Here is a 26,148-nt window from a genome sequence, read left to right on the forward strand (position 1 = left end):
AAAAGGGGGAGTAACATGTAATGAAAAAGTTTATTACCCTATTGTTATTAATTTGTACTTTGCTTTTAGCATTTAATTTACTTTTTAAAGCTGCTCCAGTATATGCAGAGGAAGAACCCAGACCTTCTCTTATAGACGATATCATTCCAAAGAATAAGGAAAAATTAAAATATGAAGAATATCCTGCAAGTAGTTATGGAATTGACATCTATACACCAGAAGGTGGATTTGGTGAATCTCTTAAGTTTTGGAAATGGGGAGACAAAGTAAAAGAACAAATGGTTGCAGTGTTATTTAGTCTTGTAAGTATTGGATGGACCATTAATCTTGCAGTTAGTACTTTTGTTACAAGTATGGTCGGCCAATCTATGAGTCTCAATATTGTAGCTGATGTAGGAGATAAATTAGGCGATGTAATATCTAAAGCAGCGGGGTTCAATGGTTCTTGGGGTAATGGAATATATAGTGAATTAATTGGACTCATGTTAGCTTTATTAGCCTGCTGGGTTATCTGGGTAGGTTTTGTACAACGACGCCAGTCAGAGATGCTAGGAGGATTGTTAAAGACATTAGGTATTTTAGTTTTCACTTTAGCTTTTTTCGCAAATTCAAGTTATATTATCAAAGGATTGAACACTTTCTCTGAACAAGTAAATAAAACTGTTCTTGATTCCACTCAAAGTATTAGTGGAGCAAGTCAAGGATATTCAAGCGGTGTCGATTCCATTACTGATTTAACACACACTCTATTAATAAAACAACCTTATACATTACTGCAGTTTGGTACAACAGATATGAAGAAAATTGGTGATGAAAGAATTAAGAAAATGTTAACAACAACAGGAGCAGATGAAAGGCAGGATCTATTAAAAGAGGAAGTTGAACAGAAGAAAAATACAATATTAACTTTGGATGCTACTTTTGAGCGTGGCGCGTTAGTATTACTACTTTTCTTAATCAATGGACCATTGTGGGTTGTCTTAGGCTTGTGTAGTATGGCGATGTTATTTTATCAATTGATGTTTATCATCGTAGCGCTAATGTCACCAGTAATGTTATTGATGGCTTTAGTACCTGCATGGACTGGGACAGCTAAGAGATTTTTATCTGAATTGTTTCGAACGCTACTTATGAAAGTTGCAATTGGTTTTCTTATAACTCTAATGTTTTGGGTTTCTTCAATCTTATTTAGCGCAACAGATAAGTATGGTTATTTAGTAGTTGCCGCATTACAAGTACTTTCATTCTTAGGTGTTTGGTTATACCGTAAAACAATTTTCGATGCTATTACTACAGTACCAGCAAGTGCCGGAGCTGCACGCGCATCAGATGCCATGAGTAATATTAGGCAGAAATATCGTGATGTTAGACGTGGATCTAAGACAGTTGGAAGAGGTGTAGCAGTAGCTGGCGCCGCGGGTCTTGCAAGTGCTGCGGTGGCAGGAAAAGTGGGGAAATCAGGCTACAGTAAGTTTAAACAGTTGAAAGAAAACTATGCAGATAGAAAAGAAAAAGTAGCAGATGGTAAACGCAAGGAAAAAGAAAAAATGCAAGCAGAAAAAGAACAAAATATAAATCAAATGAAAAATGAAGAAAATTTAGGTGTTCGCGATAGAAAAGGAAATCAGGAGCAAGAAAGGGTTAAGGAAGAAGTAGCCGCAACTAAAGAGAATCCAGAATTAGCAGTACGAGGGAATCATGAAGGTAATGACCTTGAAATGCAACAAGCAGAGCTAAAAGGTAAAGAAGAGGATGTAAAAGCGGACGTTAAACCAGTAGCGCAATCAAATGAGGAATTAAATAATAAAGAAGAAGATGTAAAAACTCAAGTTAGACCAGTAGCAAGTCAAAATAATGGTGGACTTGAGAATAAACAAGCAGATGTAAAAGCAGAAGCAAAACCAGCAGCAACGATTAAAACACCAACAGGTCAAACCAAGCCAGTCACAACACCACAGTCGGGAACAATACCATTACAATCGAATCCGATAGAGAGTAAGCCAATTATAACACCACAGTCAGGAACAACACCATTGCCAGCAGATCCGATAGAGAGTAAGCCAATTATAACACCACAGTCAGGAACAACACCATTGCCAGCAGATCCGTTAGAGAGTAAGCCAATTATAACACTACAGTCAGGAACAACACCATTGCCAGCAAATCCGATAGAGAGCAAGCCAACCATAACATCACAGTCAGGAACAACACCAGCGAATCCAATTCAAAGTAAACCAGTTACTACTTCACATGTAAGTACTCCACAAAAACAAGTAGAGGTAAAACCGGTTAATCCACAACAAATTAAGAATGTTCCTAAAGAGAATAATCAGCAACATGTAAAAGATGGAGCGGCAATTAAAAAAGTTGAAACGAAAGCACAAACACAACAAGAAGCTTTAAAAAATGTAAAAGCAAAAGAAACGATAAAACCAAAATAATTCAGCTCGTGAGGGAGGGTTTATACATTGAGTGCGGAACCAAATCGCGACTTTGAAAATGAACATCATCCTGAAGCTGAACTAGGGAATGCTAAGCCTGCCTTGAAAAAGGCAGGCCATTCTTTAGGAAAGGCGGCTGGAAAAGGATCCAAAATAGCGGGTAAAGCAGTTGCACAAGTTGGTAAGAAAGTAGCGGTTAAGGTAGCTCAAAAGGCAGCTACAGTTGCTTTTGCAAAGCCATTATTAATAATAGCCGGTGTTATTCTGGCTGTTGTTGCAGGTTTAGGTATAGTGATATTTTTATTAACTGCTAGTATGAGTGAAGATGAAGTCAGTCCTGGAGGAATTGGTGGTCCTTTTGCCCCAGGTACAGCAAGTGTTAGTCCTGAAGTAATGAGATGGGAGCCATTGGTAAGGAAATATGCGGCACAGCATGGTATTGAAGCAATGACTCCTTTAATTCTTGCTCTTATCCAACAAGAAAGTTCTGGAACACAATTAGATGTAATGCAAAGCTCGGAATCACAGGGGCATCCTCCAGGGTATTTTACTGATCCAGAGGAAAGTATAAAATATGGTTTAATGCATTTTGCTGATTGTCATAAAAAATCCAATGGTGATCAAAATATTACATTACAATGTTATAACTATGGAACTGGCTACGCTAACTATGCAGTTTCGAAAGGTGGATATACTCATGAGAATGCAAGGGCATTTTCTGCAGAGCAATCAGCTAAAAATGGTTATAAATGTGGTTCGTGGAGAAGTGCTGAGGCTGTAGCTAATAATTGGTGCTATGGTGATCCCGATTATGTCCCACATATTATGAGATACTATCAACCTGGTCAAACCCCTGGTGGTTCTGGAGGAATTGCTGGTGGTAGTGTTTTAGGTGATGATGTATTCCAAGCAATTATGGCAGAAGCACTAAAGTATCAAGGATGGCCATATGTTTTTGGAGGGCGAACACCAAATACATCATTTGACTGTAGTGGAATTGTTGAGTATACCTATTCAAGGGTTGGTATTAATTTATTTGGTACTGCACAAACCCAATGGGATAAAACCCAACGTGTAACAGATCCTAAGCCAGGGGATTTAGTATTTTTCCATAGCACTTATGCTACAAGTAACTACATTACGCATGTTGGCATTTATGTAGGAAATAATACAATGTATCATGCTGGCGATCCGATTGGCTATGCTGATTTAAGTAAACCATATTTTCAACAGCATTTTGCAGGGTATGGTCGTGTAGTTAGATAATAATGCATGTAACACACCTAGCAACTTATGAAACTGCGAAAAGGAGGTAAATCATGAAGAAAATCAACATTATAATAGCAATTTTATTAATAGCTAGTGTAGGTTTTTTAATAAAATATCAATCTGATAACGAAAAACTTAAAACTGATAATATAAAATTAACGAAAAAAGTGGAAAAGGTGGAGGCACAATACATCGATACGAAAAAGGAATTGTCAGCTCTAAAGAGTAATAATCAACAACAAGTAAAAGAAGCTGCAGAACGATTTCTTAAAGCTTTCCGTACTTATGATACAGGTAAAGGCGAATCTTACCTTGCTAATATCGATGCATATATAACACCAAATGCAAAGAAAGAATTAACACCACCAGGTGGACCAACGCAATCTGCTCCTGGAACTGGAGATGAGAAAGAAAAGAAGAAAGTTTCATTTCAATCTGAATACACAGGTGGCGAGTTATATTATGCATTTTTGGATACCACCAAAGCAAATGTATTAGCAAAAGTGAAAAGTAAAATTACAGTTAATGGTGTTTCATCTGATAATATGTCATTAATGCAAATAAACCTTATCTATGATGGAAATAAGAAATTATGGCTTGTCGACAAGCTTATACCTTTAGCAGATTTAAAAGATCGTATGCCTTAGGATTTGTACACACTTAACATGTAGATTACTAAAAAAGTGCCTCTTTTTATTTTTAATGAGAGGGGCCTTTTGGGAATTTTGTAAACTTACAATAGGGTCGTGAAGTAATTACTAATGTATGGGGGTTTTATCTCTTCAATTATGTAGATAATATCTGATGTGGCAGGCCCCCATCGTTATCAAGCTAAGCCCATACAACGTTAATTATAGTAGAGGTTGTTTCTTTTTTTAAAGCTACGTGTAGGGAATTTAAAGATTTGCATACGAAATAAACCCTAATGGGTTTCAATTTTTTGATTTAAGCCGCTTGATTATCAGACATAGTACAATTGTAAACGACACCTAATATATCAAAGACTATTTGCTTCTCATATCGATGAGATTTTTGCCTGTTTTGCTGTAGGAGGTTGAACAGGTGAATTAGGATCTTTGATAGCACTTGGGTGTCTTTCTGTATAGATTGGAAAAGAAGAAAGTAATCTTTAATCATATATATGGCCTTATATTCACTTAGTTCTCGTTTTTTTCATAAGAAGTAATTGCCGCATTTGAAACATAGTAGAAGAGCAAGAATAGAATGGCAATCAGTTACCGATACAAATGGCATTCCAATCGTTGGTTCCATTATAACGAAGTTTTTTGATAAAAATACACAAAAACCCCGAATCATGGTTTTTTTTTAGTGTCCATGATTTATGGATACAGTTCAAAGGATTAAGGATCTTTTATAATACGATGCCAACAAGCAATATAGAAGATTGTTGAAGAGAATATAGATAGAAGAGGCACGTCACCTACCAAATATCTAGTATGGTACCTCATGAATCCTTATTTTATAAATCATTTCCTCCCTTTTTACAGGAGGCTGAGTGGGGAACTTATGGTTCTGTTGCAGAATTTAAGCTCAATTTTAAAAACCTTGCAACAGAACCATTCTTAGCGTGAAGGTTTTTAAAAAATGCTGGTAATACTCCTTGTACCCTACAGTTACTTTAAGAGTTTTGCGTTTGAAACCCTAGTCTTATGTATAGAACACTATTAAACATAACACATTACTTTACAAAGAAAATATTGAGTTATCCTCATTTTAGGATTATTGTATATTTATACCAATTAAAGAAGCGAGGAATAATTATCAAATTATCTACTATGGAAAATAATGAAAAAAAAACAATGAATACAGGATTATTGAAAATAAAACAAAATAAAACCAAGTTTATAAGTAATGCTTCCTTAATTAAAGGATTGGACTATCCCATAGTTTGTACTGCTGCACATTGTGTCTTTGACTGGTATAAACAATTATCTGCAAATGAAGTAACCTTTATAACGAATGATAATAAAGAATATGAAATTGAAGAAATCTACATTAGTACTGAGTGGGTTGATAATGGAATAGTAGACTATGACACTGCCTTTTTGACATTAAGGGAACCTCCTGTAGAAATGGACAATTTAATCAAACCTATATTTAATAACTCATCAAAAAAACAGAATGCATTAGTACCTTACATAAGTAAAAAGTTCCTCAGAAAGAAAAAAGTCGAGGTAATAAGAAATATTACTTTTGAAGACCATATATATAATTCAACATTGTTAGGTTTAAAAGGAAAGTTGGGCGTGGGCAGTTCAGGAAGTCCTTGGATAATGAAAATGAATAATGAATATTTTCAATTTTCTAATACGAGTTTGTCATTTAATAGTGTTAAAGATATAATTTGGGGACCTTATTGGGGAGAACATATAGAAAATTTATTTCTACAAGCAAATAAAAAGGTTAGTAACTTAGAAAATATAAATATTTATAAACTATGAATATTTATAAACTATATAAGCCCTCTTTAAAAATTGATGTATCCGCATGTTGAATAAGGTTGCCAATTAAGGTGATACAGTAAAATTGGTACACAGTATAGAAAGGTGGTGATATCTATGTCTAGATTTGATGTTTTATCATTGCAAAGTTTAAAAAAACATAAAAATAATGATAAGCCCATTGGTTCAAATGTTAGTGTTAATTGTAAAACCCAAAGTGGTTTAAGCCTTTTTTTCTGTGTTAGTCCTAAATAATAATTTAAATACATAAGCACAAATCAATTTAGTTAATTTGTGCTTATGTATTATATAGGGGGGTTCTAATGGATAATAGGTATATAAAGTATATAAATAAAAATCCTTACTATAGTGTTGCTGATGAAATTAGTCAAGGGTTATTAAACGTAGACTATCCATTTGATAATTATGTATTAATTGATGGTGAGCATTGGACAAACCTAATGCCTAAAAGTGCAAGACTCCCTAAACAAGGATGGAAAATTCATGTTAGTACGGATATCAGAGAATCGCAAAAAACTTTAGATATTGTTTCCAAGTTAATGATAGAAAGAAACATATCGTTTAAATATGTCCGAAGTAATAAGGAGCTAGTACTGAAGGATTCTAAATACGGAGATAGAGGTTCGTCAGGGAAGTTTATAACTATATATCCTGAAAATGATGATCAATTTATTGATTTATTGAGGTTATTAGAAAGCAACTTAGCCCATTTAAAACCTGGCCCTTATATATTGAATGACAAAAGATGGTATAACTCTAATATATATTTTAGATATGGTGCTTTCATGTCTAGGTATGTATATATAGATGGCGAGAAAGTTGATGCTATAGAAAATTTAGAAGGTGAACTTATTGAAGATAAAAGAGTTCCTTACTATTACTTACCTAATTTTGTAGAAGAGCCAATAGAAATTAGAAAAATGGATGAAGAGTTGAATCAAGTTGACACCTCATCTCCTCTAGATAATTTTGATATAAATGAAGCATTGCATTTTAGTAATGGTGGTGGCGTTTATATCTGTAAAAATAAAAGTAATAATATGAAAGTCATTTTAAAAGAAGGAAGGCCTCATGCTGCAGTAGACGCTCAAGGGCAGGATGCCTTTTCTAGAATTGTTAATGAAAGCGAGATATTAGATAAATTAGAAAAGGCACAATACCCAGTTAAAAAAATAAGTTCTTTCCGTGCCTGGGAACATTATTTTATAGAAGAAGAGTATATTGAAGGTGATTCTTTATCTGAATGGCTAGTGAAGAACTACCCTTTTAGTTCTAATATAAAAAACGAATCTTATACAAAATCTTGTATAAATATCATCAATCAACTAATTGAGTCTATACACGAACTTCATAGAAATGATATAGGTATGGGGGACTTACAACCTGCTAATATCATAATTACACCAGAAGAGAAAATTAGATTAATTGATTTTGAAACTGCAAGTTCAACAAGCGATTCTCTTTCTGGATTAATGACTCCCGGTTTCATAGGGAATCAAGAAATGAATAAAGAACAAAGTGATTGGTTTGCATTATTAAGGATAGCAAAACAGCTATTTGTACCAATTGGTTGTGTCCAAGATATATCCTGGAATATGGACACTATTCATAGTAATTGGATTCGAGTTGTATTTGGAGAAAAAGCAAATACAATAATTGAACGTATTGAGTCATTATGTGAATTTTACGGATCACGTCCTATGGAAGAATTACTGACTACAAATGGACAAATGAAACAAAAATTTGACCTATCAGCCATGAAATTAAAATTGCGTAATTCTATTTTAAAGGACGTTAAAAATGAAGAGAGGCTATTACCTGGAGACATTCGGCAATATGAAATGGAGACAGGCATGCTAAATGTGTTAACCGGTGGTTTTGGTGTTGCAATGGCATTACATAGAACTGGAGGAATAAATCAGAAAGCAAAAGATTGGGTTGAAAATCAAGATGTTAATAAACTTATTCAATTAGAAAATGGTTTATTCACCGGTAATATGGGGATAGCATCGGTTTTATGGGAACTAGGTTATCAGGAGAAAGCAAAGGCTCTATTCGACACGTTTATTGATTTTAAACACATTGAAGATATTTCTTTTGCAACAGGTTTAAGTGGAATTGGATTTGCATACTTAGGATTTAGTTACGAAGTCAATGATCCTAAATATTTAAATATTTGTCTCTATATCGGAGAATTATTAATAAACAAGTTGAATGCTGATGCACCAATTATTACTTATGATTACGATGTTGTTGATAAAGGGGTTATGACCAGTTGGGCTGGGGTTTCCCTGTATTTTACTGCACTGTATAAAAAAACAAACGATAATAAATGGTTAGTATTATCAGAACAGGCATTGGAAAAGGAAATGAAACTAGGGATATTCGATGATACTGGCTTGTATCAAATTGATGATGATTTTAGGATATTACCTTATCTTGCCGGTGGGGGAAGTGGTTTAGCTTTACCGATTGTTGAATTAGAGATAAATGCAAAATTGAAGAAATGGAATAAAGAAATTGAGGGTATTAGTAAAATATCAAAAAGTAAATGCTTTTATAATGCTGGATTATTTCAAGGAACTACGGGCATTTTAGCTGTTGCAAATTTATTAGAGTTATATACCCAAAAAAGTAGTTTGGTTAATTCGGCATTATTTACACTTAATTTACACTTATTAGAGGATGCTGATTGTATATTTGTTCCTGGTGATTCGTGTTTTAGAATTTCTGGTGATATCATGTCTGGCTCTTCTGGTTTATTGTTAACGATAAATGATATTTTAGAAAGTAAGAACCATTCATGGATACCCATACTCAATTTAGAAAAAGTATTTAGTTCTTCAACTTTTACAGAAGAAAGTTTACAAAATATAGTTGAACCCCTTTCTTCTATCGTAAGATGACCCTTCAACCATAAGGATACTGAGATTTATAAACGATATAGTCCAAAGAAAAACATCAGATTTACTTTAGGAATTATTTACACGGATAGGGAAATTACTTTATATAAAAGGGGGTGATAAAAATGAAAGATGTTCTTGCATTACAAAAAATGAATAAAACAAAACAAAAGGGTAAGGGCCAAAATCCAGCAAAATCAAGCATAAGTCTGGGGTGTTCCCCATCAAGTAATACTAGCTGGTTCTTTTGCTAGGTATTAAAATATCAAATATAGAAAGAACGGAGGGGTATTAAATGAATAAAGTACTATCTTTACAAAAAGAATCTATTTCTAAAGATGTTCAATTGAAGGCGAAATCTTCTAAAAGTGTTCAATGTAAAACAAGTAGTAATGCAAGCTGGTTCTTCTGCTAAGCATTAAAACATCAAATATAGAAAGAACGGAGGGATATTAAATGAATAAGGTACTATCTTTACAAAAAGAATCTATTTCTAAAGATGTTCAATTGAAGGCGAAATCTTCTAAAAGTGTTCAATGTAAAACAAGTAGCAATGCAAGCTGGTTCTTCTGCTAAGCATTAAAACACCAAATATAGAAAGAACGGAGGGGTATTAAATGAATAAAGTACTATCTTTACAAAAAGAATCTATTTCTAAAGATGTTCAACTGAAGGCGAAATCCTCTAAAAGTGTTCAATGTAAAACAAGTAGCAATGCAAGCTGGTTCTTCTGCTAAACTTTAAATACTTGTTTCTCCATAAAGACAATAGAGTTTGATCAATCAAACTTTATTGTCTTAATTTAATGAGGTGAATATAAATGAATGCATATAAAGTGCTCCTTCTAGCAATTAACGATAGAAGAAAAAAGTTACTTCTAAGTACGATAATAATTGTATCAATTTTATTTACAGTAGCATCCCTAGTATTCCCGCTTTTAGTGAAAGATATCGTTGATGAATTTTCAGTTAATAAGATCAGTCTATGGATGATTGGTGGGTTGGTATTATTTCTAATAGCAAAGTCTATAATTGAATCAGTAAATCAGTATATAATAGCGAAATTTGGTAACATGATAATTCGTGATTTACAAAAAAATATATATACTAAGATGCTCCATTTTAAAGTTGACTTTTTTGATGAGCACCATAGTGGGGAATTGTCCAGTAGAATTGTTAATGATACGGAAATTATAAAGGATCTAATAACATACCACATCCCTAAATTAGTTACGGGTGTTATTATGATACTTGGTGGATTAACATTAACAATTATTTTAGATTGGAAATTAACAATTGTTATACTAATAATCTCCCCATTTATATTTGGTATCATCTTTCCTCTTATGAGAAAGACGGAACAAACGGGGGATAGACAACAAAAGGAAATTTCTGTTTTTATTGCAAAAACTCAAGAGACTTTTAAAAATATAAAAATGGTGAAGGCTTCTACAGCAGAAAAGCATGAAAAGTCAATAATGTATAAGTGTATTGACAGGCTGTATAATGCAAACTTATATGAAAGTAAAATTTTCGCCATGGTAGCACCTTTAGTGAGCCTTTTACTTATTCTAGGTTTATTAATAGTGGTGGGGTATGGAGCTTATAGAATATCGGTAGGAACGTTATCTATCAGTACATTAATTGCGTTCGTTATTTATGCATTTCAAATGATGACCCCAATGAGCTCAATTAGTGGATTTATTGGAGAGTACCACAAAGCAAACGGTGCTATCAAGAGTTTAAATACTATAATGAATAATAATGAAATTGAACAAACTAGCAATACTAAATATGCATTTCAAAACGAGGTATCCTTTAAACAAGTTAACTTTGGATATAAAGATAACTTGATTCTAAAAAATATTACTTTCAATATAAAACGTGGAGAAGCTTTAACTATTGTTGGGCCGTCTGGATCCGGAAAAACAACTTTAATTAACTTATTGGAGAAGTTTTACTTTCCAACAAATGGTGAAATAACGATAGACAATGTAAATATCAATCAATTGAATACTTATGAATTGCGAAAAAACATAGGTATAGTAAGTCAAGGTTCCTCATTAATTAGTGGTACTATTTTGGAAAATTTGCTGTATGGTCTTGATGAAAAGTATATTGATGAATCTAATATAAGAGAAGCTTTAAGATATGCAAATTTAGAAGAATTTGTTGAAAAGCAAAAAGATAAACTTGATACGAACATAGGCGAGAGTGGTGATAAATTATCAGGGGGGGAAAAACAAAGGTTGAATATAGCTAGATTATTCTTAAAAAACCCGGATATAATTTTGTTAGATGAACCTACATCTAATCTAGATATAGAATCCAGAAATTTAGTCTTAGAGTCTATAAAGACACTTACAAAGGGGAAGACAGTAATTAAAGTAACTCATAATTTAGAAGAAGTAAAACCGGATGATAATATATTATTCCTTGAAGATGGAGAGATTGTATGCAAAGGCTCACATGAAAGAGTTAGTGAAATAAATAATAGATATAAAGAGTTTATATCTATGGTAATGTAATAAGTGGTTCTAGTATGGAAAACCAATATGTATTTAAATAGAAACAGCATCAGACTGATAGTGTTTTTACTTGAATAAGTTTTGATTTTCCATACCCCTCACGTTCTTTTTTTAGTACGAATATTAGTATGCCTAATGTTCAAAGATTTGTTATATGTTTCTTAGAATTCTCTTTTAAGTAAGAAAACGAAGATGATTCGTTTTCTTACTTAAAAGGGAATTCTTGACTTATTTTCCATTTTAATATAAACTATTATTAGAATATTTCGATTAGAAATAATTAAAAATGCTGGTGATAAAGTATGAATGCTCAGTTTAAAAAAGGCGTACTTGAGTTAATAGTCTTATTGATAATAAATAAAAGGGATGAATATGGATATGCATTAGTAAAAAAAATATCGAGTAAAATTGTCATATCTGAAGGCACTGTTTATCCAATATTAAGAAGACTAGTCAAAGAAAAACATCTAACTACCTATCATCAAGAATCAACAGAAGGACCATTTAGAAAATACTACACAATCACAAAGGATGGGGTTGATAAACTTGAAGATTTGAAATTTGAATGGAATGAGTTTTTCCTAATAATTAATCGCTTTATCGAGGAGAATGATAAACTTGAACCAGAAGAATTTTTTGAAAATACTCAAAAATAGTTTGAAGTTTATGCCTGAAAAAGAAAAAAAGGATATAATAGCTGAATATCTTATTCACTTTACTGAGGGAAAACATACAAATAAAAGTGAAGAGGAAATCTCTAAAGAATTAGGAAATCCTGTAGAGATTGCTAAAGAATTAAATGCAATTTATTCTATTAAGAAGGTTGACGAGCATAAAAATATTAAAAATATGCTTACAGCAATGTTGTCAATTATGGGATTAAGTTTAATAAATTGTATTATTATTATAGTGAGTTTAATTACACTGGTAATATTGACACCATTTATATTAGCTTATATCATCAGTGTCCCTATCATGATTCTGTCTCCATTGATTTTAATTATAATGGGATTTGTTAATGGATTTAGTACAATTGGAGTTGGAGAAGTTTTCGATTCTATAAAAGGGGTTATCGTGGGTTCTATTTTAGCATTCCTAGGGTATTATATTGGGAAGTCTTTTTTTAGACTATTCATTAAATACTTGAGATGGAATATGTTAATTGCCAGGGGGAATAAACTATGATGAGAAAGATTTTTTATAGCGCCTTTATTCTTTTTATATTAAGCGCATGTTCACAAAAGGAAAATGAAAATGTTGATACTACAAAAGATGAAATGCCTCCTATGCAAAACGTAGAGATTTCTAGTAATATTTTTACCTCTGAAAAACAAAATAGAATAATAGACGAAGAAGAAATAAAATCAAGTATAAAAACATACTTGGATAGCTATGAAGAGTTATCTAATGCTAGTGAACCATTTCAAGAGATTATAGACGAAGAAAAAAAATTGCAAGGAAATGAATTAGAGAAATTAGGCCAAATTTACAAGCTTCTAAAAGAAAATGATAAAAATTTTTCTAACTATATTTTAAATAATACATTGCCCGAAAGCTATCAAGAAGAATCTAAAAGAATTAGCCAGTACATCACAGCTTTAAATGAGACCCTTTATAAACTAGATGAAAGACTTGATCATTTTATAGATGACGTAAGTAACGGAGATCTTCCAAAGAAACCAATAATTGATCAAGTCGATGTAGTGAATGGAAGAGAGCAGAAAAAAATAGAAAATTTCCTTAATAAGAACAATATTGATACTAAAGCATTTGGAGGGTAATGTTATTTAGTTCAAGAACTTATAGGGAGCACGCGACCCAAAAAAGAAAATTGTATGTTAAGGAATATTTTTATATGAAAAATATATTCAAAGTTACTTTACTAAAATCTTCAATTGTTATAAAAGTTTTATCTCTCTACAATATCGAAAGTAAAACAAAGGAAGGCTTTCTGTATTTTAAATGTTAGCGACTGGAAGAGGGGAGATGAAAAAAAAACACCTCCATTGAATTTGCATATTTAGTATGTGAATTCAGGAGGTGTTTTTTTTCATGTACCAATATTCGGGTTCACCTCATATTGGTAGGTTTTTTTGTTTATTACCTTATATTTTATAAGTTTTTTTCTAGCCAAGTAGGGGTACCACCCCATTGCTATCAAGCTAAGAAAATGCAACTACCCCCAGAACAAGATTTTTTGCTAATTTGTAATGAAAAAGCTCATTTTTTCGTTTTGGGGTGGATTTGTTTTCTTAAGTTGATGGGCATGTAAGGTGATCCCTTATATTCAAAAAGAAGAAAAACTGAACGTAAAACATCTCACCAGTATTAAACTTACGGATGGCGTCGTCGGTAGGGTTTTGGAAGCAACGGATGGTTTTGTTGTCGTATGTGGGAATGAAAAAAGAATTTTTGATGTATTAATATTTAAAACTATGGAAGATGTAGAGAAATATGAACAAAGTTTGGCGCTATGATTAATACCTACTGACCCCCCTCACAGTATACATTGAATCTATTCTACATTACATAAACAAGCCCATCTATTTCCGGAGGTGGGCTATATCTTTATTACACAATACCAAAGTATACTCTATTTTTCTTGTAAACTTTATACAATTATACATATTTGTAAAAAAATACACTATATAAATATTACATGTAGTAAAATATATATTGTAGATACATTCTATAAAGCAGATTCTTTTGAAAGACGTAACATATTGATTTCAAATCTCTTGATATTTTGTGAACTAGCAATCTGGTGTATATAGACGATTCTGTTTTATAGGATGTGTTTACACGTATAACAAAGGGATAATACGGATAGGTTTATACTAAATGAACGTGGTTCAAGTCGGAGGAAGGCACCTTAGGGTGTCTTTTTTTTATGAAAAAATCCCCACACATTGTGAAGGGATTATCATGCTACGAATATATATAACTAATTATTTAATATATAACGAAGTGCGCCACGTATCTCTTGGATAGTTTATTGAAGTCTTTTGATATTCAAAAGTCCCTTCTTGATGATTTGATGCGTCCCATTTATATTCCCAACCTACAATAGGATTACCACCAATTTTTTTACATACATCGCATTTTTTAATAAAATGATATGGTTCATTTTATATAAAAATATTATAATATTAAATGATTTCATTGTAATCATACAATCAGGGAGGATACACCATGTTGAAACATAAGATTTTTACGAAGTTTAAAAACAGTATTTCGCTGCATATAGTCTATTGCTAGCTATGATTATGATGACTGGCTGCGAAGAAAAAGAAGATGCAGCGAATCATCGACATTTAATTTATTTATCCTTATATAAGGAAAATACATATAAAAAGGCGGGAGAAATTTGAAAAAATTCTTGATGAGTTTTTCTATTTTATTAATCGCAACCTTATTATTCGGTTGTAGTAACGAAACATTCGATAAAGCGGTAGAACAGGGAAAATTAGCACTGGCAAATAAGGAATATACAAATGCAAATGCTTCATTTGAAATTGCATTAAAAGAAAAAAAGGACGAGGAAGTTCAAACTTTGCAAAAGCAAGCATCCAAAATGGAAAAAGCGCTGATTGCAAAAGAAAAACTCGACATCGACAATGCAATTAAGTTATTCGACCAAGTTTCAACCATGAAAGACGGTTTAGAGACGGTGAAAAATGAGGCGAAGAAGGAGAAAGAAACACTCACTCAATATAAAGATAAACGTGAGAATTACAATAAAGAATTACAAACAGCTCAAGACCTTCTAAGCGAAAAGAAATTTGATGAATCAAAGGTAATATTGACAAAAGTACAACAAGAAACAACTTCAGATAAAATGTTCACGGAACAAAATCAAAAGGTAACGGAACAGTTAGAGAAGCTGGAAAAAGAGAAAAATGCAGCAGTGGAAGAAGAAAAACGACAAGAAGAGCAGAAAAAAGCAGCGGAGCAAAAGAAGCAACAACAAGCAAAAGAACAGCAAAAGCAAACCGCTCAAAGCAGCAAACAAAAGCTCTCTCCTACAGATGCAGAAAACAAAGTTAGAAAAACTTTAAACATTACCAACAATCCTAAAGTTTACTGCCAATACGAAGGCGTTGAAGGTGAAGAGTATGTCATACATGTATATCAAATTGTGTCAGACGAAGAAGGCGGACATACAGCAACTTATGGTTGGTTCAATGTGAATTCTAATACTGGTGAAGTTCATAAAATGTAATTTTAAATCAAAATGATTACATTTTTTATAGTGAAGTGGAAATCAGATGGGAGTCCAATACATATTATTAAAGTGGTTCAAGTCGGAGGAAGGCACCTTAGGGTGTCTTTTTTATTATTTTCCGAAAAGATATAGCTCAAAAACCCCTCATTTCTGAGGGGGAAATATAAAAAATAATTTAAATCAAAATACAAAATTAATTATATATAATTGCATTTGCATTAAATTCACTTAGTAATTACTTTTTAATTGACTAGTATGTGTTCCAAATAATATCTGCATATTTTCAAACATTAATTCATTTTTGTTAGTATACCAATAGTAACACTCTTTACCCTTATACACATAAAATATACGATTTACATCTTCTCTTGTAGTAGTGTCCCCAGTAAGTGACGAAGTTGTTGAATTGAATACTCCAGTCCCAATACCATCCATTCCATAACGAGATATTTCGTCTAAATTAATAGACCAGATACCCCCTTTTTTGGGAACAAAAAACAGCGCTTGCTTTGTTAAAACAAGAAATCCCCATTCTAAATTTGGATGGTATACCTCCATCTCTGCGAATCTTTCTTGATTATATTGATTGCATACTAATTCAACACACTTATTTTTTTCTTTCTTACACTTAAATATAAAGTACACAGGTGAACAAAATAATATGATGTAAGGTACAAACCCTAGAAAGTGTAAGCCGCAGTTTAAAATTAATGCCTGGGTAAAAGCAAATATACAAACTACAGCAATACAGCGAAACTTACGTCTCGAGTAGAATGGATTTTTCATATAAGCCTCCTCAATTTTTAGACATTACGATTTTAATTCATATATATAAAAATATCAATATTTATTATTAAATTTAAGATGGTTCAAGCCGGAGGAAGGCACCTTAGGGTGTTTTTTTTATTTACCTTCGACATAATATGACAACATGCGAATAAATAGCTTGCTATTATCATATAGAAATCTTACATTTATCTACATAATATTCTTATATTTTAAAGTTTTTAAATGTGAAAATTTCCGATGTAAATACATACCATTTAGGGAGATGGGGAAAATCATGAAAAAATTATTAGCTTCAGCAACAGCGGTAACACTATTAACAGTGGGGTACAGTTCTGCTGCATTTGCAGAAAAAAATCCAAACGACAAGGATTGCGGTCACTTTAAAAACAAACAGGAGGTTATGGAATTCTGGCACAGCAATGGATACAGTGCAACTAACGATCCTCATGACTTAGATCGTGACAATGATGGCTTACCTTGTGAAGTGAAAAAAGGGGACTACGATCAATTTGTAGCTAGCAAACAAACTACGAAAAAGGATGAAACAAAACCACAAGAACCAGTTAAACAGGAAGATACTAAAAAAGAACCTGTAAAACAAGAAAATACACAACAAAACAACCAAGCAACTAACAATAAACAAGAGCAAACTAAACAAACAGCTGTAAAGAATGAAACAAAAAAACAAGGTGAAAAATTACCTAATACAGCATCAAACGGTGTTACGATGATGCTAGCAAGCGCTGCTTTAGTATTAGCAGGTTCAGTTCTTGTATTCCGTCGTAAAAAAACGAATGCCTAAACTAATACCTAAAAACGGCAGGAATATTCCTGTCGTTTTTAATGTGGAGTGATAAGTTTGAACAAACTTGTTTGGTTGGGAGCTTTATTAATTACTATCGGCTCTTTTACTTTTGTTTATTACTTTATAGATTGGTATGACGCAAGAAAAACTGTTGAAGCCTTAACAAGTACTGAAATTCAACAATATAAAGATATACAACCTGTTACTAATGATAAACAAGATGTCAAAAATGAAGCACATAAAGAACACTCCCAACATGTTCTACCAAATCAAGAACCTAATCTTACAAATACTAGTGAACCATTACCAGAATCACCAAAACAAATCCCAGCTTCTCAAGTTCAACATCAAATAGGAGAACAAATTGCCTACATGGTTATACCGAAAACTAAACAGAAATATCAAGTTTACTGGGGTGCTGATGCTAAAACTTTAAAAAAAGGAGTAGGAATGTTTGTTAGTGACATTACAACCACTCCTTCTGGAAATGGACATACTGTTTTAAGTGGACATCGTGATACGGTATTTACTAATTTAGGAGATTTACAAGAAAATGACTATATTTTAGTTGAGTATGATAAAAAAATATATACTTATCAAATTCAAAAACACTGGATTACAGATGCGAATGATCGTACCGTAATTATCGCAAGAGATAAACCAACATTAACACTAACTACATGTTATCCATTTAACTATATTGGGGATGCACCTGAGCGATACATCATTGAAGCATCTTTGGTTACTATTAATTGAGAGTGAGAGCTATTGCTCTCTTTTTTATTTTCGTCGACATGATACAACAAAACAGTTATTACTGGATTTGTTATGCTTGGAGGAGAAATTCTACATTCCCTATAATCGGAGGAAACAAATTATGCAAAACTCATTTTATACAAAGTGGTGGTTTTGGTTTATCATTGCCGTTGTCGTAATTGTTGTTGTTGGCGGAAAAAAAACTAAAGAAGAAGCTACAACAACTCCAATCGAACCCAAAAAAGAAACAAAACAAGAACAACCCAAACAAAATGTTCAAATTCAACCAGAAAAGAAGGAACAGCCTAAACAAGATATTCAAGCTCAACCAGAAAAGAAAGAACAACCTAAACAAGATGTTCAACAATCTGCATCGGGATTTACAAATCCTATAAAAAATATCGATAAAACAGCTGCTATGAATGCCGTCAAAGAAAAAGCAAAGAAAGACTTCCCAGATGATTACATGACACAGAATTATGTAGCAGATGAACAATCTAAGGCGTTTGATTATCTAAATGGTATTGAACTCAAATCTCAGGAAGAACTAAACGTTATGAAGAAAGTGATCAACGACTTCCCTAATGACTTCATGACTACTAAATATGTTTATGAAGAACAGATAAAGGCTATGAACAAACAGTAATAAGATACTATACTGTTCTTTTTTTCTAATTAAAGATATGGATAAATACGGTGAAACAATATTCGGATGGGGATCCAATACATATTATTAAAATTAAGATGGTTCAAGTCGGAGAAAGGCACCTTTGGGTGTCTTTTCTTTATGCATAAAAAAGCCTTATCTTCCTATAAAAAAGATAAGACCTTTATATACTACCTATTATCCGATTCATCAATTTTATTATAAACACATTTAGCTTCTCCAAAAAGATCGCCAGTGTCCTATTCTCCACCATAATACGCATACTTCCCAGGTGAACCATTATCTCGTATACTTGGATATGATTTTAGTTTATATTCATAAACCTAAACCATAAAAATATAACCAGATTACCATGATTAGAATTCCCATAACAGTAACTAATAGGAGTTTACCATCCGCACCTGTAATAACTTCTTTTAGATTTTCTTTTGCTTGTTGTTTCTTTTCTCCACTTGAAAAGAGATAAATAATGAAATAAGTAACCACTAAGAAGAATGAGAATATTATATCTATCATTACTTATGTACCTCCTAATATATATGTACCTTTAATTAACCAATAATTGCCTTATACATTATATCAGCTAGGGTACATAGAAGTATAACAAATTATTTTTATAATTTAATTTATTAATAGTAACGGCATTAATACAAGATAGTCCAAGTCAGAAGAAGGCACCTTAGGGTGTCTTTTTTTCTACCTATAAACGCTTAATTGTTATATAATAATATCATTGTATTTTAGGAGGAACATAAATGAATAAAAAACTAATCATTGGAATTATCGCTGTACTAGTAGCTATCATTGCTTCCGTAGCTATTTTTAAAGATTCCAAATCAGAAGATATGAAACCTAAGTATTCACAAAAAGATATGGATAAACTTATCGATCAACACTTTAATGAACAGCAAGAATTAAAAACACAAATCAAAGAGTTGAAATCTAAAGTAGACTCCTATGAAAAAGAGCAAACTAGGTCACTTCAAAAAACGACACAGCCGAGTCAAGAAACACCTAAACCGCAAGAACAACCAGAACAAGAACAAGAAAAGCCTAAAAGTGATCCGCCAACTACAACTGAGTATACTCTTCAACAATTAAAAGAGGCATTCCCAGTTGGCATGGAATTTAATCAATATGTAGAGAAGAAAAAAACGATGAATGTAGATCATCCTTTTAGTATTTCTCTAAAAAAGGGCAATGTTGGAAGTGTTATTCAAGCTAAAGATGGATTATTAGTAGTATGTGTTGATGGCAACAAAATATTTGACTTGAAAACATTCGGATCAACTAATGAAGTTAAAGCATATGAACAGAGTCTACGAGGAAAATAAAATACGGTTATTAAGCCGAGGAAGGCACCTTAGGGTGTCTTTTCTTTATGGAATTTACCTAATATAAATTATTTAATGACGAACGTTGCCCCCTTTCATATTCTTGTAGTTAAGATGCATAGCATGATATGATTTAAGTAAAGATAAATATGAAAAAAGCTCCTCAGTACGCCAATACTGAAAAGCTTTTATCATAACTATTTGTTTTCTTTTTGACTTAATTGAACAATTCCAATAACAACTAATAGCAATGTTCCAATTGCTATAACAGTGTCTGCATCCATTGTAGATTCACCACCCTTCAAGCCTTTCGTACGCCAATACGATGGGCTTGTTTCCATTATACAATACATATTTCTTTAAGGTTTTTTAAAAACATATGCCTATAAAAATCTTTTAAATTTTCTCATCAACTTCTTTAAATAATTACCTTTATCATAATGATTACAACAAAAAAATAAACTTTAAAAAATTTAAAAAGACGCCCGCCACTAGTGGCCGTTTTACTTTTGATGACGTGACCCCTAATATGTATCATTAATTTAAAGTGGTTCAACTCGTAAGGCACCTTAGTGTGTCTTTTTTTGCACATTTTCGACATAATATGACAATATAACGATTAATAGTTTGTTATCATAGTTCAGGTAATCTTACATTTTAGACACCGGAGGATACATATTATGAACAATAAACTATTACTCGCACTAACAAGCTGCGTTTTAATTATAGGATTGGCAGCATGCTCATCTAACGAAAACGCAAGTACAGCTAATGACTCTAAAGCTGAAGAGAAAATACAAAAAGAAGCAGAAAAAGCTAAGATGGCGGAAGAAAAGGCGAAGCAAGAAGAACAGCAACGTCAAGAAGCAGAAGTTAAAAAAGAGGAAGAAGAGAAAGCAAAACAAGAAGCAGAAGCTCAAAGACAGGCAGAAGAAAAAGCGAAGCAAGAACAAGCAGAAAGAGAAGAGAAAGAAGAACAACAACGTCAAGAGCAGGAACAAGCCCGTAAACAACAAGCGCAAAAGCAACGTGAAGTGAAGCAACAAAAGAAAGAAGAACCTGAACTTTGCGGTTCGCCAGAAGTTGGAATAACATGTGAACACGTTCAAAAAGAATGGGAAAATGAGCAAAAGATTGAAAAAGAACTTAAAGAAAGAGAAGAACGCCAGGAACGAGAAGGTTTGGAGTATGCAAAAAGGAAAGCACAATCATTTGAGGATAAAGAACGAGAAAAAATGAGTTGTGATGACGCGAGAAATGTCCTTGAACAATTAAAAAATGCCGAACAGAATCCGGCCATAAAAGAAAGTATTGTAAAGTACCAAGAAAAAGTAAATATGTGTAGCAAGTAATAAAATAATATTTGGATTGGCGTCCAATACATATTATTAAAATTAAAGTGGTTCAAGTCGGAGAAAGGCGTTTTAGGGTGTCTTTTTCATGTGAAAATGGACTCCTAAAACGCCTTAAATTAGTAAACTTCAATATTACTCTTTTTTATTAGTTTATTTTAACTTAATATATTAATATTATATTAAAAATTTAATATAATTATTTGCTAATTATACTAATTAGATAGAGAGGATACAATATTATGGGTTATAAATTTCGTAGAATTATCCAGTTTTCCCCGGGTGTGAAAATTAACTTTACATACACAGGTATGGAAGGGAACTCCATTCCACCTGAATCAAGAACAACAACTTATGTACCTGGAACTGGAATCTCGTATACACCACGAATAGCTGAGTCAAACAATTATTATATACAACGAGGATATCAAGGACCAAACACTTCCTATCCCACTATGGATGAACAAGATTACAATACGGTAAATGCATTTGAGCCAGTAAAAGAAACCCAAACTTACCTTGTTACTGCTTTTCGTAAAAAGGATAATCAAGTAAACTCCGTAGGTAGAAAACTAATGAAACCACTTTCCATAATTACAGGCGTTTTTGCGGGCCTATTCTTAATTATGATGCTTATTATACCTGCTCTAATCATGGCATTCTTTTCTTTCCTATGCTATAAAAATATAAAAACACCATTTGCAGTTGTATGCCCAGAATGTGATGCTGAGAATCTATTCATTTTTGAAGAAGAGAAGATCGCTTGTCGTAAATGTGAGAGTACTCTTATAATCCAAAAATAAATGGTTCTCAAATTAACGTCTCTTTATTAGTCAAAACAATATAAATCTAATTATAAATATAAATAGATAAAAAGAGGGATAAGTGAATATCATTATTAACTTTGAAGCGTTTAATCCAACTATAAACGACTTAGCTATCAAACTTGCTATGGTACTGTTTATACCGTTATTCTTAGCATTGATTGTCAAAGTGATACTTATGAAATTTATGAAAGAATCAATTGCTGGCAGATTAGCAAGTCTATCTTTGTTATTCTTTATGTACTATGTATTTAAATTTATTACAGCGTAAAAGGCACCTTTGGGTGTCTTTTTTCTGCATTAAAAATGCCTACCTATTTCCCTAGGTAGGCATTTTGTGACTTTGTATTTGCAAACGATGATATTATGACAAAACTCCTTAATCCCCAAACTCTCTGATCGTTCTTCTGCAATACGCTTAAAATGGTTCTATGTATACTAGTCTAAAGTACGAGCAGCTGCATAGAACGATCCAGAACCACCATTTCTGTGAGTAACTTTAAGCTTATATTTACCTTTTGAAAGAGTATTGTACGTATTTGTAAAACCCTTTCCTGCTGCTAACGATCCAGAACCAATAACATTACCTTTTGAGTCTTTTAAAGACCAGTCAAGTGTACCTTTAGTATTGTTTGTCATATGAACTCTCATATCCGCTTTTTTTACATGCTCGAACGATACTTCTCTTTCACCATTTATCAGGCTGAAATCATCTTTAAGTATTTGGGTACGTTGGACAATTGGTGCTGAATTTTTAGTATTATCTACACCTTCTGTACTTGCTGATGCTGCTCCAATCCCTCCAGTTAATACGATACCAGTTGCTAATGTTCCTACTACTAATTTCTTAAACATAATAAATCCCCCTTAAATATTTTTTATAACTTGCACCTTAAATGTATCACTTATATAAATTTTGTAAATATTTTCAATTTATATAAATATTTATTTAATTATTAACAATATTGGAATTGTATTTTATCAAATGGAAAATAGAGGGATTTATTGTGATATGTAATAATGCATGTTCATTCTGAAAAAAATCGTGATAAAATCTAAGCACCTGATCTATTTTTTCAGTTATCTTAGAAACCTTACTTCTTATTTACCCAAATGGGAGGCGCTTTATAGCGTCTTTTTTTTATTTTCAAAAGGCCATGCTCATTTAATCCATAAAAACATAAAGTAATTTGAATCCATTAAAATACATGAGTGACTCCTTATTTTTCTCCTACTCTTTAAAGGAGGAATTATTATGGGCTTTGGTGGTAGCTGCGGTGGCGGCTGTGGCTTTGCAGGAGGATTTGCTTTATTAGTTGTATTGTTCATATTATTAATTATTGTTGGAGCTTCTTGCTTCTGCTAAAAAACTATTAGAAAAGGCACCCTTATATGGGAGCCTTTTCTTTATGTATATTATCTATTATCCGATTCATCAGTTTTATTATAAACACATTTAGCTTCTCCAAAAAGACCGCCAGTGTCCCATTCGCCACCATAATGAGCACACTTCAAAGGGGTACGATCGTTTCGCATACTTGGATGTGTATTTGGTTCATAGTCATTATTTACAATACTACCAACAATAAATATTCCTCCAATTACAAATACCACAGCGACGATTAAGAGTGTTTTTCCATTAGGACCGGTAATAATGTCGTTTACAACTTCTTTTGCTTCTTGCTGAGTTTCACCTTTTGAAAATAATGAAAGAATAATAGAGATTATAAATATGAAAAATAGCAAGATTATAAATTTTAGAAAATATTTCTAAAAAGCTTAGTTTCTTAGCTAAAAGTATCAATAATTCAAGTAGAAGTATTATTTTTGAACTTTATAAATATTGAACGAGGGAGAGGAGATATTTTTATGGATTCAAAAACTTATGAAAAGCTACAGGGACTACGTAGATATAAAGAGCCAATTCAAGCAGTATTGAGAACGGTTAAAAGACAAGATAAAGATGATCCAGATACTGAATATGCTGAGTTCGCCCTTGAAAACGGAAAGATTATAGGTATTTGTAAAAAAGAAGACTTCTCAGATTATTCTTTTAGAAGTATTACACAATTCACAGGTAATATTTTTAATGTAGTAATCACTCAGATGTCTGATGAACTGGATGTTAATAAAGTTCAGGTATCAGTAAAAGAAGCAAGTAGGAGATCGGTAGACGCTTTAATTCGTGAATTAATAGAATTGGAGCAGGATGAAAAATTGCAAGAGCCAACTTACGAAGCAGAAGTAACAGGGTACAACATGAACGCTCAGGTTCCTACTATATTTTTACGCATTAATGGTGCGGAATGCTTCATGAAATTACATGAATTAAACTATGGAAGGGTATATAAAAACGCTGTGGATCGCTATGCGCCTATTGGTGAACGCATCCCAGTTAAGGTTCTACAATTTAATCCGGAACAACGACTAATTCACGTTTCTAGGAAAGCGGCAGTGGAAAATCCTTATCAGTTGTTATCTGAATTAGCTGAAGGGGACACAATTGTAGGGCGAGTTGTAAATGTTGACCCGCGTTTTGGAGTTTTTGTTGAATTGGACCAAGGCTGCACAATTAAAGGAATTGTCCCTAAAACAATCGAACAGCCAGTATTGGATGAAGTAGTTAGTATGAGAATTGTGAATGTGGATGTAGAAAAAGAGAGAGGGTCGGGGGTTATCTTTAAGTTTCCTTTTGGGCGCAAAAAAGTTAACGACCCAACGGCGTTTTTATATAACTAATGAGTGCGTCGCAGGTTTCCGTACAAGAGAATGGAAAGGCGGTTCAATATTGGCTTAATAGGGACCAATCTTTATCACTTTGGGATGACCCCTCTTTGCAGGGGGGACCAATTCTTCCAGATAAATTCAAACCACTCACAGATTTACGTAGTATTTATGACAGGATTAATTCAGGTTTTATAAATGAAAAAGATAATTTAATACTAAAGCTTATTTGGGATTCATTAGCGATTACTGAAGCACAAATCAAAAATTTTTTGGAATCTAAAATTAGTAGGTCACAGGTTTCAGAATCGTTGAAAAAACTGGTACTGTATGGATTTGTTAGTCGATGGGAGATAAAATCGGGGCTATTTCCGGATCAACCCAAAACTTCTGCTCCAATTACATTAAATACTGCTGGTCATTTAATGATGTGGGCTTACCATAATCGCAACACAAACTATTCTTTGAAGCCAGAACAGTGGTTAAAACTTGGAGTAGTGGGGGTACAAAGATTTGTCACTATGAATCAAATAAAATATGAGTTTGCAATAGGCCAACAATTATTAAAAAACTGGTGCTGGTATCCAAAGTTACAAGGTACTGGTACTGGTTATAATCCAATTGCTGTTGGAGAAATTAAAACTCCGATTGGAAATCAAAACTTCATATTTGAAAGGGTACAACAAGGTCAGCGGTATGCACAACATTTAAAATCGCGATTGAAAATTTGGGAAGAGCAAATTCAAAATGGACCAAATAATTTATTGAATTTCGAAAATACGAAGAGTTTACCAGGAATTTTTATATTATCTATATCTAATCTTGCTTTAGCAGAACATGTTAGAAAGGAGCTAATGTTAGACTTACAAAAGATTCCTATAATGCTTTTAATAGATGAATGTATTCACAGTGAGGGATTCGCAAAATCTTTTTATATCTCAACTCAAAACGGAATTCAGCAAGCACCATTACCATTTTTGAGATAACAAGAGCTGCTTCAGGTAAATATGCTGAAGCGGTTCTTTGTTGTTTTAACGATGAATCGATAT

At 32.7% G+C, this 26,148-nt stretch carries 30 protein-coding genes and 3 pseudogenes; 26 read left to right on the forward strand and 7 right to left on the reverse strand.

The features are described 5' to 3' along the window. Positions 1 to 20: 20 nt before the first annotated feature. The 3 genes from ACO6VI_RS22075 to ACO6VI_RS22085 are packed head-to-tail and all read left to right on the forward strand — an operon-like array spanning position 21 to position 4,357. Positions 21 to 2,441 carry a CD3337/EF1877 family mobilome membrane protein gene (locus ACO6VI_RS22075; RefSeq protein ID WP_098818857.1) on the forward strand — a complete coding sequence of 807 codons (2,421 nt, stop codon included), beginning with the start codon at positions 21 to 23 and terminating at the stop codon, positions 2,439 to 2,441. 27 nt (positions 2,442 to 2,468) lie between these two features. After that, positions 2,469 to 3,707, forward strand: coding sequence for a lysozyme family protein (locus tag ACO6VI_RS22080; RefSeq protein ID WP_098818858.1), 1,239 nt, complete (start codon positions 2,469 to 2,471; stop codon positions 3,705 to 3,707). Between the two features lie 53 nt (positions 3,708 to 3,760). Further along, positions 3,761 to 4,357, forward strand: a complete 597-nt coding sequence (locus tag ACO6VI_RS22085; RefSeq protein WP_098818859.1) for a hypothetical protein — start codon at positions 3,761 to 3,763, stop codon at positions 4,355 to 4,357. Positions 4,358 to 4,655: 298 nt separating this feature from the next. Here ACO6VI_RS22085 and ACO6VI_RS22090 read toward each other — a convergent pair. Next, positions 4,656 to 4,975, reverse strand: a pseudogene (locus ACO6VI_RS22090) (IS4 family transposase); the annotation flags it as partial. Between the two features lie 555 nt (positions 4,976 to 5,530). On the opposite strand from ACO6VI_RS22090, the gene ACO6VI_RS22095 reads away from it, so the two are divergent. The 12 genes and pseudogenes from ACO6VI_RS22095 to ACO6VI_RS22150 form a co-directional block, all read left to right on the forward strand. Beyond that, complete coding sequence (locus ACO6VI_RS22095) at positions 5,531 to 6,172, forward strand: trypsin-like serine protease (protein WP_237655418.1); 642 nt, start codon at positions 5,531 to 5,533, stop codon at positions 6,170 to 6,172. Between the two features lie 117 nt (positions 6,173 to 6,289). Beyond that, positions 6,290 to 6,427: a class III lanthipeptide gene (locus ACO6VI_RS22100; RefSeq protein ID WP_100910529.1), complete on the forward strand. Its 138-nt coding sequence runs from the start codon at positions 6,290 to 6,292 to the stop codon at positions 6,425 to 6,427. A 68-nt stretch (positions 6,428 to 6,495) separates the two neighbouring features. Next, the gene (gene lanKC / locus ACO6VI_RS22105) at positions 6,496 to 9,099 is read left to right on the forward strand and encodes a class III lanthionine synthetase LanKC (RefSeq protein WP_098818861.1); all 2,604 of its coding nucleotides are present in this window, start codon (positions 6,496 to 6,498) and stop codon (positions 9,097 to 9,099) included. Positions 9,100 to 9,221: 122 nt separating this feature from the next. Next, positions 9,222 to 9,350: a class III lanthipeptide gene (locus ACO6VI_RS22110; protein ID WP_189340009.1), complete on the forward strand. Its 129-nt coding sequence runs from the start codon at positions 9,222 to 9,224 to the stop codon at positions 9,348 to 9,350. Between the two features lie 41 nt (positions 9,351 to 9,391). Then, positions 9,392 to 9,511: a class III lanthipeptide gene (locus ACO6VI_RS22115; protein ID WP_189340010.1), complete on the forward strand. Its 120-nt coding sequence runs from the start codon at positions 9,392 to 9,394 to the stop codon at positions 9,509 to 9,511. Between the two features lie 41 nt (positions 9,512 to 9,552). Continuing rightward, positions 9,553 to 9,672, forward strand: coding sequence for a class III lanthipeptide (locus ACO6VI_RS22120; protein ID WP_189340010.1), 120 nt, complete (start codon positions 9,553 to 9,555; stop codon positions 9,670 to 9,672). A 41-nt stretch (positions 9,673 to 9,713) separates the two neighbouring features. Beyond that, entirely contained in the window at positions 9,714 to 9,833 is a 120-nt protein-coding gene (locus ACO6VI_RS22125; RefSeq protein WP_189340010.1) for a class III lanthipeptide, read from the forward strand. An 83-nt stretch (positions 9,834 to 9,916) separates the two neighbouring features. Further along, positions 9,917 to 11,623 (forward strand): ABC transporter ATP-binding protein, encoded by a 1,707-nt coding sequence (locus ACO6VI_RS22130; RefSeq protein WP_098818862.1) that lies wholly within the window; start codon positions 9,917 to 9,919, stop codon positions 11,621 to 11,623. 302 nt (positions 11,624 to 11,925) lie between these two features. Continuing rightward, positions 11,926 to 12,279 carry a PadR family transcriptional regulator gene (locus ACO6VI_RS22135; RefSeq protein WP_098818863.1) on the forward strand — a complete coding sequence of 118 codons (354 nt, stop codon included), beginning with the start codon at positions 11,926 to 11,928 and terminating at the stop codon, positions 12,277 to 12,279. Then, entirely contained in the window at positions 12,233 to 12,808 is a 576-nt protein-coding gene (locus ACO6VI_RS22140; protein ID WP_098818864.1) for an HAAS signaling domain-containing protein, read from the forward strand. The genes ACO6VI_RS22135 and ACO6VI_RS22140 overlap by 47 nt, the downstream gene beginning before the upstream one ends. Next, positions 12,805 to 13,404 carry an NDxxF motif lipoprotein gene (locus ACO6VI_RS22145; RefSeq protein WP_086396669.1) on the forward strand — a complete coding sequence of 200 codons (600 nt, stop codon included), beginning with the start codon at positions 12,805 to 12,807 and terminating at the stop codon, positions 13,402 to 13,404. Before ACO6VI_RS22140 ends, ACO6VI_RS22145 begins: the two co-directional genes overlap by 4 nt. 492 nt (positions 13,405 to 13,896) lie before the next feature. Next, positions 13,897 to 14,100 (forward strand): annotated as a pseudogene (locus ACO6VI_RS22150) (hypothetical protein); the annotation flags it as partial. A gap of 471 nt (positions 14,101 to 14,571) precedes the next feature. Here the strand turns inward: ACO6VI_RS22150 and ACO6VI_RS22155 are convergent. Beyond that, positions 14,572 to 14,706, reverse strand: a pseudogene (locus ACO6VI_RS22155) (DUF4879 domain-containing protein); the annotation flags it as partial. Positions 14,707 to 14,990: 284 nt separating this feature from the next. Between ACO6VI_RS22155 and ACO6VI_RS22160 the strand changes: the two are divergent. Next, complete coding sequence (locus ACO6VI_RS22160) at positions 14,991 to 15,845, forward strand: hypothetical protein (RefSeq protein WP_098818821.1); 855 nt, start codon at positions 14,991 to 14,993, stop codon at positions 15,843 to 15,845. 231 nt (positions 15,846 to 16,076) lie between these two features. Here ACO6VI_RS22160 and ACO6VI_RS22165 read toward each other — a convergent pair whose 3' ends face one another. Further along, positions 16,077 to 16,634, reverse strand: coding sequence for a hypothetical protein (locus ACO6VI_RS22165; protein ID WP_098562633.1), 558 nt, complete (start codon positions 16,632 to 16,634; stop codon positions 16,077 to 16,079). Between the two features lie 277 nt (positions 16,635 to 16,911). Here ACO6VI_RS22165 and ACO6VI_RS22170 point away from each other — a divergent pair, with 277 nt between their 5' ends. The 3 genes from ACO6VI_RS22170 to ACO6VI_RS22180 all read left to right on the forward strand — a co-directional run bounded on the left by ACO6VI_RS22170 (position 16,912) and on the right by ACO6VI_RS22180 (position 18,844). Continuing rightward, on the forward strand, positions 16,912 to 17,439 hold the full coding sequence (locus ACO6VI_RS22170) for an excalibur calcium-binding domain-containing protein (RefSeq protein WP_065212552.1): 528 nt from the start codon (positions 16,912 to 16,914) through the stop codon (positions 17,437 to 17,439). Between the two features lie 57 nt (positions 17,440 to 17,496). Further along, complete coding sequence (locus ACO6VI_RS22175) at positions 17,497 to 18,198, forward strand: class D sortase (protein WP_161520245.1); 702 nt, start codon at positions 17,497 to 17,499, stop codon at positions 18,196 to 18,198. 121 nt (positions 18,199 to 18,319) lie between these two features. Continuing rightward, positions 18,320 to 18,844, forward strand: a complete 525-nt coding sequence (locus ACO6VI_RS22180) for a hypothetical protein (RefSeq protein WP_422424094.1) — start codon at positions 18,320 to 18,322, stop codon at positions 18,842 to 18,844. A 336-nt stretch (positions 18,845 to 19,180) separates the two neighbouring features. Here ACO6VI_RS22180 and ACO6VI_RS22185 read toward each other — a convergent pair whose 3' ends face one another. After that, a complete protein-coding gene (locus tag ACO6VI_RS22185) occupies positions 19,181 to 19,381 on the reverse strand; it encodes a hypothetical protein (RefSeq protein ID WP_000565399.1) in 201 nt (66 codons plus the stop codon). A 239-nt stretch (positions 19,382 to 19,620) separates the two neighbouring features. Here ACO6VI_RS22185 and ACO6VI_RS22190 point away from each other — a divergent pair, with 239 nt between their 5' ends. Continuing rightward, positions 19,621 to 20,199, forward strand: coding sequence for a hypothetical protein (locus tag ACO6VI_RS22190; RefSeq protein WP_071732377.1), 579 nt, complete (start codon positions 19,621 to 19,623; stop codon positions 20,197 to 20,199). Between the two features lie 197 nt (positions 20,200 to 20,396). On the opposite strand, the gene ACO6VI_RS22195 is transcribed toward ACO6VI_RS22190, so the two are convergent. Then, complete coding sequence (locus ACO6VI_RS22195; RefSeq protein ID WP_161520248.1) at positions 20,397 to 20,540, reverse strand: hypothetical protein; 144 nt, start codon at positions 20,538 to 20,540, stop codon at positions 20,397 to 20,399. A 339-nt stretch (positions 20,541 to 20,879) separates the two neighbouring features. Between ACO6VI_RS22195 and ACO6VI_RS22200 the strand changes: the two genes are divergently transcribed. From ACO6VI_RS22200 to ACO6VI_RS22210, 3 genes are all read left to right on the forward strand, one after another. Beyond that, positions 20,880 to 21,551, forward strand: a complete 672-nt coding sequence (locus ACO6VI_RS22200) for a hypothetical protein (protein ID WP_098529577.1) — start codon at positions 20,880 to 20,882, stop codon at positions 21,549 to 21,551. A gap of 242 nt (positions 21,552 to 21,793) precedes the next feature. Beyond that, positions 21,794 to 22,354, forward strand: a complete 561-nt coding sequence (locus ACO6VI_RS22205) for a DUF4236 domain-containing protein (RefSeq protein WP_065212549.1) — start codon at positions 21,794 to 21,796, stop codon at positions 22,352 to 22,354. A gap of 82 nt (positions 22,355 to 22,436) precedes the next feature. Then, entirely contained in the window at positions 22,437 to 22,646 is a 210-nt protein-coding gene (locus ACO6VI_RS22210; protein ID WP_001021325.1) for a hypothetical protein, read from the forward strand. A 167-nt stretch (positions 22,647 to 22,813) separates the two neighbouring features. Here ACO6VI_RS22210 and ACO6VI_RS22215 read toward each other — a convergent pair whose 3' ends face one another. After that, on the reverse strand, positions 22,814 to 23,230 hold the full coding sequence (locus ACO6VI_RS22215) for a hypothetical protein (RefSeq protein ID WP_149214632.1): 417 nt from the start codon (positions 23,228 to 23,230) through the stop codon (positions 22,814 to 22,816). Positions 23,231 to 23,630: 400 nt separating this feature from the next. On the opposite strand from ACO6VI_RS22215, the gene ACO6VI_RS22220 reads away from it, so the two are divergent. After that, positions 23,631 to 23,741 carry a YjcZ family sporulation protein gene (locus ACO6VI_RS22220; protein WP_000505681.1) on the forward strand — a complete coding sequence of 37 codons (111 nt, stop codon included), beginning with the start codon at positions 23,631 to 23,633 and terminating at the stop codon, positions 23,739 to 23,741. A 50-nt stretch (positions 23,742 to 23,791) separates the two neighbouring features. Here ACO6VI_RS22220 and ACO6VI_RS22225 read toward each other — a convergent pair whose 3' ends face one another. Continuing rightward, positions 23,792 to 24,121, reverse strand: coding sequence for a hypothetical protein (locus ACO6VI_RS22225; RefSeq protein WP_161520249.1), 330 nt, complete (start codon positions 24,119 to 24,121; stop codon positions 23,792 to 23,794). Positions 24,122 to 24,244: 123 nt separating this feature from the next. Between ACO6VI_RS22225 and ACO6VI_RS22230 the strand changes: the two genes are divergently transcribed. Beyond that, positions 24,245 to 25,114: an RNA-binding protein gene (locus ACO6VI_RS22230; protein ID WP_161520250.1), complete on the forward strand. Its 870-nt coding sequence runs from the start codon at positions 24,245 to 24,247 to the stop codon at positions 25,112 to 25,114. Then, positions 25,114 to 26,085, forward strand: a complete 972-nt coding sequence (locus ACO6VI_RS22235) for a hypothetical protein (RefSeq protein WP_161520251.1) — start codon at positions 25,114 to 25,116, stop codon at positions 26,083 to 26,085. The genes ACO6VI_RS22230 and ACO6VI_RS22235 overlap by 1 nt, the downstream gene beginning before the upstream one ends. The last annotated feature ends 63 nt before the right edge of the window (positions 26,086 to 26,148 follow it).

Origin of the sequence: Bacillus sp. PSXD-155 (assembly GCF_049310765.1) — a bacterium.
Classification (GTDB): Bacteria; Bacillota; Bacilli; order Bacillales; family Bacillaceae_G; genus Bacillus_A; species Bacillus_A cereus.